Annotated in this window: 13 protein-coding genes; 4 read left to right on the top strand and 9 right to left on the bottom strand. The window is 71.2% G+C overall.

From position 1 onward, the window contains the following. From ACFV5N_RS01060 to ACFV5N_RS01045, 4 genes are all read right to left on the bottom strand, one after another. Nucleotides 1–615, bottom strand: a 615-nt coding sequence (locus ACFV5N_RS01060; protein ID WP_385592373.1) for a LysR family transcriptional regulator, incomplete at its 3' end; no start/stop codon positions are given. A gap of 61 nt (nt 616–676) precedes the next feature. Further along, on the bottom strand, nt 677–1042 hold the full coding sequence (locus tag ACFV5N_RS01055) for a hypothetical protein (protein WP_385592371.1): 366 nt from the start codon (nt 1040–1042) through the stop codon (nt 677–679). Beyond that, nucleotides 1039–1305, bottom strand: a complete 267-nt coding sequence (locus ACFV5N_RS01050) for a hypothetical protein (RefSeq protein WP_385592370.1) — start codon at nt 1303–1305, stop codon at nt 1039–1041. The genes ACFV5N_RS01055 and ACFV5N_RS01050 overlap by 4 nt, the downstream gene beginning before the upstream one ends. After that, entirely contained in the window at nt 1302–1730 is a 429-nt protein-coding gene (locus ACFV5N_RS01045) for an ATP-binding protein (RefSeq protein ID WP_078575890.1), read from the bottom strand. The genes ACFV5N_RS01050 and ACFV5N_RS01045 overlap by 4 nt, the downstream gene beginning before the upstream one ends. Nucleotides 1731–1933: 203 nt before the next feature. On the opposite strand from ACFV5N_RS01045, the gene ACFV5N_RS01040 reads away from it, so the two are divergent. The 3 genes from ACFV5N_RS01040 to ACFV5N_RS01030 all read left to right on the top strand — a co-directional run bounded on the left by ACFV5N_RS01040 (nt 1934) and on the right by ACFV5N_RS01030 (nt 3458). Beyond that, entirely contained in the window at nt 1934–2827 is an 894-nt protein-coding gene (locus ACFV5N_RS01040; RefSeq protein WP_385592367.1) for a helix-turn-helix domain-containing protein, read from the top strand. Between the two features lie 8 nt (nt 2828–2835). Continuing rightward, on the top strand, nt 2836–3045 hold the full coding sequence (locus ACFV5N_RS01035) for a DUF397 domain-containing protein (protein ID WP_385592366.1): 210 nt from the start codon (nt 2836–2838) through the stop codon (nt 3043–3045). A gap of 200 nt (nt 3046–3245) precedes the next feature. Continuing rightward, nucleotides 3246–3458, top strand: coding sequence for a DUF397 domain-containing protein (locus ACFV5N_RS01030; RefSeq protein WP_385592364.1), 213 nt, complete (start codon nt 3246–3248; stop codon nt 3456–3458). Between the two features lie 287 nt (nt 3459–3745). Here the strand turns inward: ACFV5N_RS01030 and ACFV5N_RS01025 are convergent, their stop codons facing one another. Then, nucleotides 3746–4129, bottom strand: a complete 384-nt coding sequence (locus ACFV5N_RS01025) for a winged helix-turn-helix transcriptional regulator (protein WP_385592362.1) — start codon at nt 4127–4129, stop codon at nt 3746–3748. Nucleotides 4130–4288: 159 nt separating this feature from the next. Between ACFV5N_RS01025 and ACFV5N_RS01020 the strand changes: the two genes are divergently transcribed. Next, nucleotides 4289–5014: an alpha/beta fold hydrolase gene (locus ACFV5N_RS01020; protein WP_385592361.1), complete on the top strand. Its 726-nt coding sequence runs from the start codon at nt 4289–4291 to the stop codon at nt 5012–5014. A gap of 227 nt (nt 5015–5241) precedes the next feature. Here ACFV5N_RS01020 and ACFV5N_RS01015 read toward each other — a convergent pair whose 3' ends face one another. The 4 genes from ACFV5N_RS01015 to ACFV5N_RS01000 form a co-directional block, all read right to left on the bottom strand. Further along, nucleotides 5242–5646 carry a hypothetical protein gene (locus ACFV5N_RS01015; RefSeq protein ID WP_385592359.1) on the bottom strand — a complete coding sequence of 135 codons (405 nt, stop codon included), beginning with the start codon at nt 5644–5646 and terminating at the stop codon, nt 5242–5244. Nucleotides 5647–5714: 68 nt separating this feature from the next. After that, nucleotides 5715–6422: an RDD family protein gene (locus tag ACFV5N_RS01010; protein WP_385592357.1), complete on the bottom strand. Its 708-nt coding sequence runs from the start codon at nt 6420–6422 to the stop codon at nt 5715–5717. Between the two features lie 44 nt (nt 6423–6466). After that, entirely contained in the window at nt 6467–8368 is a 1902-nt protein-coding gene (locus ACFV5N_RS01005) for a heavy metal translocating P-type ATPase (RefSeq protein ID WP_385592355.1), read from the bottom strand. Between the two features lie 95 nt (nt 8369–8463). Further along, complete coding sequence (locus ACFV5N_RS01000) at nt 8464–9726, bottom strand: MFS transporter (RefSeq protein WP_385592353.1); 1263 nt, start codon at nt 9724–9726, stop codon at nt 8464–8466. Between the last annotated feature and the right edge of the window lie 725 nt (nt 9727–10451).

Below are 10451 nucleotides of genomic sequence, written 5' to 3'. Positions count from 1 at the left end.
GAAATCGGCCCATTCGCTGCCGGGCGCGATGCCCGGCACCCAGATGCGGTGCTTGCGCAACTGGTGCGGGGTCAGGCTGGTCGCGTCGGCGAGCGGATGCTTCGGGCCGACGAGCAGTTCCACCGGGGAGTCGAACGCGTGCCGCATCCGGATGCCGGGCGGCAGCCCGGCCGGGTCGGTGACCGTCCGGAACGTCGCGTCGACCTCGCCCGCCGCCACGGCGGCGACCGCCTCCCACGGGTCGGTGACCTTGAGGGTGACCACGTCGATCCGGCTGCCGGGGCGGGAGCGCCAGTACTCGTGGAGGATGACGGCCTGCGCGGTGCGCAGGCCGAGGACGTCGATCCGGAGGGCGCGGGTGCCGGGCCGGACGGCGGTCAGGGCGCGTTCGACGCTCGCGACGACGCCACGTGCGTGGGGAAGGAAGGTGTGTCCGTCCCGGGTCAGTTCGACGCCGCGTGCGGTGCGGGTGAACAAACGTACTTCCAGTTCGCGTTCCAGTCCGGCGATCCGCTTGGAGATCGCCTGCTGGGTCACGCCCAGTTCGTCGGCGGCGTGCCGGAACTGGCCGAGCTCGGCGGCCCGGACGAATGATCGCAGTGCTTCGGTGTCCACGACTGGATCCTAGGGAGCCACAACCAACGGTTGTGGCTCACCGGAGGCCGGTTGTCCGGGATCACCGGACCGTCCACCAGGCGCTGGCCACACTCGCGGCGAGCGAGGCGAGGCCGAGGACGGTGATGGTGGAGAACGCCCGGTCCGCAGCGGTACGGCGGCCTGCGACCGGGGCGGTCCGCCGCAACTCGCCGGTGGTGTGCCGGGTCGGTGCGCAGGGGCCGTCCTGCTCGCCCCGGACGAACGCGCGCAGGGTGGCGAGGCAGGAGCCGCAGGCCCGGACGGCCCGGGCGCGGCCGTCGGCGACCACGGACCCGGCCCACAGGACCGGTACGTCGTCGGTGCGGCACATGGAGCACCGGCCGGCCTGCGCCCAGCCGGTGAACTCCCCGGCGTGCAGCCAGGCGAGGGGGGTGGGAACGGTCATGCGCGTCGGCTTCCGTGCGGTGGTTCTTCGGTACGCCGTCCGTCGACGGTCCGGCGGACGGTGAGCATCCGTCCGGTGCTGAGCGTCAGCCGCCCGCCCCGGATGAAGTTGAGCCGCCGCCCGTTGTGCAGCACGGTCACCGACTCGACCTTTTCCGTCCGGCCCCCCACCTCGATCCGGTCCCACTCCCGGACCCGCTGCACCGGAACGTCGAGGGTCACCGTGACCCACTGCGGCGGCTCACTGGTCTCGTGCGCGGTCATCGCGGGTCCCCGAACAGGTCGCAGCTGAACCAGACGATCTTCCCGGCGCAGTGCCCGGTGCGTTCGCACCCGAAGCGGGTGGCCATCTCCCGCAGCAGCCACAACCCGCGCCCGGATTCCGCGTCCCAGTCGGGCGCTTCCCCGATGACGGGCATCTCGACGGAACGGTCGAAGACCTGCACCGTGACCTCGCTCCCGATCCGGACGATCCGCAGGTAGCAACGGGGCTCGGCCACATGCCGGATGACGTTGGACAGCAACTCACTGACCCCCAACCGCACCAGCTCGACCGCCCCCGCCGACCCACCCCAGGCCAGCAACACTTCAGCCGCTTCCCGCCGCCACCACTCGATGCTGCGGCCATCGGCCCTTAACGACTGCCCGTACACGTTCTGGTCGTAGGCCACTCGTACGGAACTGCTCACGGCACCCTCCAGGCGGTAGGCGCGACCCTGTCGCCAAGAGGGGCACCACCAACAGTCACCCCGAAGGCACGCTGTGTCGCTACGGCTTAGAGTGCAGGCAACATCCGGATTTTGCAACCAGGCAAATTAACAACGTTGTTAGATGGCATCGGACAGGAAGCAGATACGCTCTGTGTCCGAGGTTTCACCGGTTCGGCCTCCAGATGGCAGGCGAAGGAGCGAATGACATGGCAGCACGTCCGCGACCTCGGGTGCGTTTGAGGCGGCTTGGTGGGAAGTTGCGCCGACTCCGTGAGGCGGCCGGTGTACGGATGGAAGACGCAGCCCGCCGGATCGACGCCGACAAGCCCAAGATCAGCAGGATCGAGAACGGCCTTGCCTCCATCCGCCGACTGGAGTTGGAGGCCTTGCTGAGCCTGTACGGGGTCAGCGACGAACAGGTCGTCACCGCGATGGTTGCCATGGCCAAGCAGACCAGGCGGAAGGGGTGGTGGCATCAGTACAGCCAGGACCTTCATCCGCACTTCGAAGAACGGATGGACCTGGAGGACGACGCCGCTCGCATACTCGCCTTCCAGCCACTACTGGTGCCGGGACTGCTCCAGACCACCGAGTACGCCCGCTCGGTCATCCGGAGTGCGGAGAGAACGGCTACTGAGGCAGAAGTCGAGCACTGGGTCGAGATGCGCATGGCACGACAGGCGATCCTCCGTCGAGCAACCGCGCCCCAACTGGTGTGTTTGCTGGACGAGGCGGTCTTGCACCGACGTGTCGGCGGCGCGTCCGCCCTGAAGGGGCAACTGGACCGATTGCTGGAGATCAACTCCCCGCCGGACCTGTCGATTCAGGTGATCCCCTTCGGCCAGGGCTGGCACGCGGGACTCGACGGTGGCTTCAGCGTGTACTCCTATCCCGATCCGCTGCACCTGGACGTCGTGACCGTGGACTACCTGGACGGCGCCCTGTACCTGGAGGACGATGCCAGTGTCGGGCGATACCACCGGGCCTTTGACCAGCTCAGAGCCTCGGCCCTATCGTCTCGGCAATCCATGTCACTCATCTCGCGACTCTCGCGGGACCTGGAGAGAGAAGTCTGAGGGATCTCATGGTCCGGCATAACCTGCCCGCACATCGGTGGCGCAGTTCTTCGTACAGTGCCGACAACGGAGGCCAGTGCGTCGAGGTGCAGTTCACGGAGGAAGGGTTCCTCGCCGTAGGAGACAGCAAAGACCGTGCCAGAGGAGCGCTCGTGTCCGACCCGATCTCATGGAGCAACTTCATACGGGCAGTGAAGAACGCGCGGCTGGGGCCCTGAGAACGCGCGGCAGGTGCGCACACCTTGAGTCGTCCGACTCCGGTGAGGCGGCAGACGTGCATCAACAGCGCCCGTGTCATGGCCTTTTCGTGCCGTGGCTCAGCCGATCTCACCGGGTAGGAATCCGGTCGTACGGGTCGTAGCCGGTGCTCCAGGGCAGCTAGCGAAGGCTGAGAGAAGCCGCTGCGGAGGATCCGGACATGAACACAGGCGATCTGTATGCCTCCGACCTCAGCGACGCCGCTTGGTACACGTCGTCGTTCAGCAACGGCGGGGAGCACTGCGTTGAGGTCGCCGGCCTGCCGGGTGGCATCGCTGTCCGGGACTCGAAGGACCCGGCCAGGGGAACCCTGCGCTGCTCCGCCGGCCAGTGGGGTGACTTCTGCCAGGCTGTGAACGAAGGAACGCTGTAGCTGCGCTCCGGCGCGCAACCGGCCCTTCCCACACCCATGGGGAGGGCCGTCCTCTTGAGCTGCGGTTTCAGGCGACCCCCGGGCGGGCGACCTACCGTGGAGCGCGACGGGGCGCGCGGTCCGGAGCCGGTGAGGAGTGGGGGGATGACTGACGGCGATCACCGGGCGCGTGCGTCCGCGCCGTACCTGGGGTGGGGCAGGGGCAGGGGGGAGACCTGAGCGGAGGACGTGGCGGCGCGGGGGCGGTGGGGGACGCGTACCGGGCCCGTTCGCGTGCGGCGCAGCCTCTACGCGTCCGGGCGGGCGTCGTACGCGGCGCGGGCGGCGTCGATGCGCGGGAGATGCAGGACGCTCCACTCCAGCAGCGGTGCGGTGGCCTCCCGAAGGGTCATGCCCATCGGGGTGAGTTCATAGCTGACGTGCGGTGGCATGACGTTGCGGACCGTCCGCGTGAGGATTCCGTCCCGTTCCAGGTCACGCAGGGTGACGGTGAGCATGCGCTGGCTGATTCCGTCGATCGCTCGCTTGAGTTCGGTGAAGCGGCGTGGCCCCTGACTGAGGGTGCGCACCACCAGTAGTGCCCATTTGTCACCGACGATGTCCAGCACTTCGCGGGTGCGGCACGGGTCCTCCTGACGGGTCGGCTGTGACTCACCGTCGACTGGGTTCATGGTTACCTCCAGAGAACCGGGGCACCGAAATGTGCCTTATTGCGCTTTATGCGGCGGGTGCAGCACGATGGCATCGGTTCTCAAAGGGTACCGAGGAACGGATCGGAACCATGATGTCTCCGCGCCTCGCCCTCCCCGGATAGGAAGACTGTTTCCCTCATGTCAACGTTTCTGCTGATCCATGGCGCTTGGCACAGCGGTCGGTGCTGGGACCGGGTGGTGCCGCTGCTGGAGTCGGCCGGACACCGCGTGTACGCGCCTTCGCTGACCGGCTACGGCGACAAGGCGCACCTGCTCAGCCCCGAGGTGGGGCTCGACACGCACGTCGAGGACATCGTCAAGCTCCTCCACGAGGAGGAGCTGACCGAGGTGACGCTCGTGGGGCACAGCTACGCGGGCCTGGTGATCTCGTCCGTCGCCAACGACGTGCCGGAACGCATCGCGCACATGGTGTACCTGGACGCGATGGTCCCGGAACACGGCGAGGCGGCCATCGACGTCCAGCCCGTGACCCGGCAACTGATCGACCGGGCCGAGGCGTCCGGCAGCGGCTGGCGCATCCCGCCGCTGCCCGAGATGCCGCCGCCCTTCGGTCTGTTCGGGGTCACCGACCCGGCGGACGTCGCGTGGCTGCGCACGATGCTCACCGATCAGCCGGTGGGCTGCCTGCGGCAGCCGGTGCGGCTGGACAACCCGGCCGTGGACGCGATTCCCCGCACGCACATCCACTGCGCCGTGAAGCCGGAAGGCATCGCCCGGCGACCTGTCCCCGCCTTGCAGCCCAATGGTTCCCCGGCCCAGGTGTGGGAGCTGCCGACCGGGCACGACTGCATGATCACCATGCCGGACCAGCTGAGCGAACTGCTGTTGAGGGTCGGCCTCTGACAGCCTCCGGCCGTCGCACAGCGGACGCGGCCGAGGGCTACCGCAACCGGCCGCTGTCGCTCTCATCCTGTCGGCGGGGCGGCCGGGGAACGTGACGCCTTCCGGCGCAGCCCGGTCATCGGCGGACGGTGCCACCGCCTCCGCCGTCATCGTCCGGATCCGGACGTAACCCGGCCGGACAGCCGGCCTTCAGCAGGCGCGGTTCGGCTGACCGGGGCGGACCGGCCTCACAGGGCCTGGATCAGGCCGATGGCCAGGGCGACGAGCGGGGCGGCGATGAGCGGGCCGCCGACGCGGGTCAGGATGATGCCGGGCGTGGTGCGTTCGGGCGCTCCGTACAGCATGTGGACGAGGAACCCGCCGGACAGGGCGAGCAGGCCGACCAGCAGCATGATGCCGAACAGCCACTGGAGGAAGCCGCCCCAGTCGGTGCGGTCCAGATACAGGTAGTAGACCAGCGACAGGATCAGCAGCACCCCGGCGTGGGCGTGGCCGGCGCGGAAGAACTGTTCGCGCGCGGGGCCGAGGTCCTGGCGGTTCGCGTTGATGAAGCGCAGCAGGATGAAGCCGCTGGTTTCGACGGAGACCAGGGAGAAGAGGGCGATGATGGGCAGCAGTTCGGTGGCCGTCACGGGGGCACCGTAGGCCCGCCCGGCCGGTGGCGCGGGGAAGCGCACCGGGCCGTGCGGGTGATGGGGGATCAGGCGACGGGGGCCAGCGGCGGTTGTTCCTCGTCGGGGGCGCGGCGCCGTACGGTGGCGGACAGCCGGGTCCAGACGGTCGTGATCCGGAAGACGCTGACGACGGTGGTGCCCGCCGCCCGGTCGGCCAGCGAGCGGCGGGGCCCGGCGAGGGCGAGCAGCGCGCTGAGGCCGAAGACCGCCACCGCCAGGATCCAGCACAGCACCGACAGGCCGATCGCGCCGCCCACCAGCAGGCAGCAGGCCAGCGCGTACCAGCCGACGTCCACCAGGGTGCCGGCCGCCGCCCGGGTGGCCATCGTGGCGCGGGTGGGGCGCTCGCCGTCGCGGAGGCCCGTCACGCGCAGGGCCAGCAGCGCCTGGCCGGGGGTGCGGCCCATCAGGGCCAGGGACGCGAACCGGTAGGCGAACGCGAACACCACCAGTCCGGCGAAGCCCTGCCACACCGCGCGCACCGAGGAGCGCCACAGGGAGGAGCCGACGCCCTGGGCCGCGCCGACCAGGTCACCGCCGGAGGTGACGAGTTGCCAGGCGGAGATGCCCACCAGGCCCGGGACGCCGGTCAGTTTGGCGCTGATCCGGTTGAACGTGAGCCAGCCGAGCAGCGCGGCGATCGCGAGGATCACCGTGAAGTCCAGCAGCCAGGCCAGCAGCCGGCGGGTGCGCGGGGCGCGGGCGGGCGGTGGAGCCGGGTCCTGCTGGGCCATGGTGTCCCCCGGAGATGTGGCGTTGTGATGATCAACTCCGCATCCTAGGCCCCGTCTTGGGACGCCATCGCCCGCCGCCAGGCGGACTCGCGCAGCAGCCGCAGACCGTTGAGGCCGACCAGCACCGTGGAGCCCTCGTGCCCGGCCACGCCCAGCGGGAGCGGGAGATGGCCCACCAGGTCCCAGGTGACCAGGACGGCGATGAACGTTCCGGCGATGACCAGGTTCTGGATGACCAGCCGGCGGGCGCGGCGGGCGAGATGGAGGACGGCGGGGATGGTGGCGAGTTCGTCGCGGACGACCACGGCGTCGGCGGTCTCCAGGGCGAGGTCGGAGCCGGCCCGGCCCATCGCCACCCCGGTGTGGGCGGCGGCCAGCGCGGGGGCGTCGTTGACGCCGTCGCCGACCAGCAGCACCTTGCGGCCGGCGCTCTCCCACTCCCGTACGGCGGCGGCCTTGTCCTGCGGCAGCAGCCCGGCCCGTACGTCGGTGATGCCGACCTCCTCGGCCAGCCGGCGGGCGGCCGGGGCGTTGTCGCCGGTGAGCAGGACGGGGGTACGGCCGGTGTGCGCGGTGAGCGCGGCGACGGTGGCGGCGGCGCCGGGGCGCGGTCGGTCGGCGAGGCCGAGGTACCCGGCCGGGTCGCCGTCGCGCAGCACCACGACGACGGTGTGTCCCTCCTTCTCCAGCTCGGTGGGGTCCTCGTCCGGGAGGAGCCGGGCGGGGGCACCGACCCGGATCTCCTGGCCCTTGACGGTGGCGGTGACCCCGGTGCCGGGGGCGGAGCTGAAGCCGGTGGCGTCGGCGAGGACGAGGCCGCGTTCGCGGGCGGCGGCGGTGATGGCGCGGGCGAGGGGGTGTTCGCTGGGGTGTTCGGCGGCGGCGGCGAGGGCGAGCAGCGCGTCCTCGTCGAGTCCGCTGCCGGGCAGCGGGCGCAGCGCGGTGACGCGCGGGGTGCCCTCGGTGAGGGTGCCGGTCTTGTCGAGGGCGACGGCGTCGGTCTGGGCGAGGCGTTCCATGACGACGGCCGATTTGGCGAGGACGCCGTGCCGTCCGGCGTTGGCGATGGCGGACAGCAGCGGCGGCATGGTGGCCAGCACGACGGCGCAGGGGGAGGCCACGATCATGAACGTCATGGCGCGCAGCAGGGTGGCGTCGAGGGCGGCGCCGAGCGCGAGTGGGATCAGGAACAGCGCGAGGGTGGCGGTCACCATCGCCCAGGAGTAGCGCTGTTCGATCTTCTCGATGAACAGCTGGGTGGGGGCCTTGGTGCGGGAGGCGTCCTCCACCATCTTCACGATCCGGGCGATGACGGAGTCGGCGGGGTCGCGGGTGACGCGCACCCGCAGGGCGCCGGTGCCGTTGACCGTTCCGGCGAACACCTCGTCGCCGGGCGCTTTGGCGGCGGGCAGTGGTTCGCCGGTGATGGTGGCCTGGTCGACCTCGCTCTCGCCGGAGAGGACCAGGCCGTCGGCGCCGATCCGTTCGCCGGGCCGGATGAGCAGGGTGTCGCCGACGGCGAGGCGGTCGGCGGGCACGGTCTCCTCGCCGTCGCCGCCGGGGCGCAGCCGGGTGGCGGTGGCGGGGGCCAGGTCCAGCAGGCCCCGGACGGACTCGGCGGTGCGGTGGGTGGCGATCGCCTCCAGGGCGCCGGAGGTGGCGAAGATGACGATGAGCAGCGCCCCGTCGAGGACCTGGCCGATGGCGGCGGCGCCGAGGGCGGCCACGATCATCAGCAGGTCCACGTCCAGGGTCTTCTCGCGCAGGGCCTTGAGCCCTTCCCAGCCCGGTTCCCAGCCGCCGCAGACATAGGTGGCGGCGTAGAGCGGGCCCCAGAGCCAGGCGGGGGCGCCGAGCAGGTGGGTGGGGAGGGCGAGGAGGAAGAGGAGCAGGGCGGCGAGCGCCCAGCGCGCCTCAGGCAGCCGTACATACGTAGACGTGAACACCTATTCATATATAGGCCATGGCGGAGCGGTGAGAGGACGCAGGGGGAGTGACACGGCTCACAGGAGGCCCGGCAGGACGGCGCCCGGGGCCACGGTCAGGCGTTCTGGGCCTCGCCGGACGGGGCCGGGGCCGGAACCGGCACGGCCGGCTGGGCCGGGAGGTCGCGCACGGACCGGCTCAGCAGCGCGGCCGTGTTCACCAGCAGCGCCAGGACGGCACAGGCGGCCAGGGTCCGCTCCACCCCCACCGCGGCGGAGACCGGCCCGATGAGGGCCAGACCGAGCGGGCCCAGGACGAACGAGCCCAGGGCGTCGTACGAGCTGACCCGCGACAGCGCCTCCTGGGGCACGTGCCGCTGCAACTCGGTGGACCACAGCACCTCGAAGATGTCGCCGCACACGCCGTTGACCAGGGCGGAGACCGCGATCAGCCACACCGGGGCGCCGAGGGCGAGCAGCAGGAACGGCGGGACGAAGCCGAAAGTGGCGAGGGTGGCCGTGCGCATCGGGAACCGCGGCCTGATCCGCATCGCCACCAGTCCGCCCGCGACGAAGCCCACCGCCTGGGCGGCCACGATCACCGACCAGGCGGCGGCGCCGCCCAGCCGGTCGTCGGCGACGACCGGGCCGAGCACGTACATCCCGCCGTTGAAGCACGCGTTGAGCACCGAGAACTGGAGCACGACCTGCCAGATCCACCGCCGGGAGGTGAACTCCCGCCAGCCGTCCCGCAGGTCGGTCAGCATCCGAGGCGTGCTCGTGCGGGCCGCCGGGGCCTGCGCGACGACGCCCCGGAGGTAGAGGGTGGACAGGGCGAAGAGGACCGCGCTGACCGCCAGCGCCCGGTCGGCGCCGAACGCGCTCACCAGCACCCCGGCCAGCCCGGCGCCCCCGATGGTCGCGGCGCTGCGCGACAGCCGGATCAGCGCGTTGGCGGCCTGGAGCCGGTCCCGCGTCACCACCTGCGGCAGGATCCCCGCCGCGGCCGGAAGGAACAGCGCGGTCGAGGCGCCGTTGAGCGTCGCCAGTGCGCACAGTGCGGGGACGCCACCGGTCTGCGCGGCCAGGACGAGCGCCATGCCCGCCTGGCTCACGAAGGCCAGCACATTGGCGATCACCATCACCCGCGCCCGGGGCAGCCGGTCGGCGATCACCCCGCCGAACAGCAGGAGCAGCACCTGGGCCGCCGAGCGCGCGAAGAGCACCAGGCCCAGCGTGGTGGCGGAGCCGCCCGGCATGCCCAGGACGGCGAACGCCAGGGCGATCGGGGCGAGCGAACTGCCCACCAACTGGAGAGCCCGGGACAGGAACAGCCGGCGGAACGGCCGCTGGCGCAGCACGGACAGATCCTCACGCACGGGCCCTCCACGGCGGCGACGGGGTCGGGACGCGCCCGGTCCCGCACGGTGACGAGCGGGCGGTGTCCGTGCCCGTCGGCATCGGACGCGCTCTCCCGGCGGTCCGGTGACCGGAGCATTGAACCCGATCCGCCCTCCGGTGGCCACCCGTTTTCGTCCCGGCCGCGCCCGGCGGGAGCGGCGGCTGCCTGGGTGAAGATCCGCAAGGCCCGGGCGCACGGGCCGTGAGCTGCGCCGGACCCGCCCGGCGCGCTGCCGGGCACCACGGTGCGGCCACCCCGGAACCGGGGGGAGCGGGCGGCGGTCCGCCCCGCTCGTACGGCGCCCCCGCAGGGCGCCCCGTAGCTCCCTAACGCCCGCGCTGACCTGCGGAAACGCCGATGACAAGGCAAGCGCCCCCGGCAGGACTCGAACCTGCGGCCAAGTGCTTAGAAGGTATTTCTTCCTGAGCGCTGTGCTAACCAGCGTTTTTGCAGGTCGCACCGGAGCGTAATACGTCGAAGCACTTTCCCTAAATTCGTCGCTGAAAATGACCGGCAACTGATGATGCCGTCAACACAGATCACCCCGAGTAGCCATTGAGGCTAGCTCGGGGTGATCAAGGCCGGGGCCCGACATCTGGACGGGCATGGCGTACCTCGCGTCGACGCCTACCCGGCCGCGAGTCGCCCGACAGCTCACTGCACGGATCGACTCACGCCATGAGGCCCACGAGGAGGGCTGGG

Source organism: Streptomyces sp. NPDC059853, assembly GCF_042731495.1.
In the GTDB taxonomy this organism is placed as follows: domain Bacteria; phylum Actinomycetota; class Actinomycetes; order Streptomycetales; family Streptomycetaceae; genus Streptomyces.
This window is presented reverse-complemented; position numbering and strand designations above follow the sequence as displayed.

Coding starts and splice junctions, on each gene's coding strand:
- ACFV5N_RS01055 (WP_385592371.1), bottom strand. CDS start 1,042: ATGACCGTTCCCACCCCCCTCGCCTGGCTGCACGCCGGGGAGTTCACC.
- ACFV5N_RS01050 (WP_385592370.1), bottom strand. CDS start 1,305: ATGACCGCGCACGAGACCAGTGAGCCGCCGCAGTGGGTCACGGTGACC.
- ACFV5N_RS01040 (WP_385592367.1), top strand. CDS start 1,934: ATGGCAGGCGAAGGAGCGAATGACATGGCAGCACGTCCGCGACCTCGG.
- ACFV5N_RS01035 (WP_385592366.1), top strand. CDS start 2,836: ATGGTCCGGCATAACCTGCCCGCACATCGGTGGCGCAGTTCTTCGTAC.
- ACFV5N_RS01030 (WP_385592364.1), top strand. CDS start 3,246: ATGAACACAGGCGATCTGTATGCCTCCGACCTCAGCGACGCCGCTTGG.
- ACFV5N_RS01025 (WP_385592362.1), bottom strand. CDS start 4,129: ATGAACCCAGTCGACGGTGAGTCACAGCCGACCCGTCAGGAGGACCCG.
- ACFV5N_RS01020 (WP_385592361.1), top strand. CDS start 4,289: ATGTCAACGTTTCTGCTGATCCATGGCGCTTGGCACAGCGGTCGGTGC.
- ACFV5N_RS01010 (WP_385592357.1), bottom strand. CDS start 6,422: ATGGCCCAGCAGGACCCGGCTCCACCGCCCGCCCGCGCCCCGCGCACC.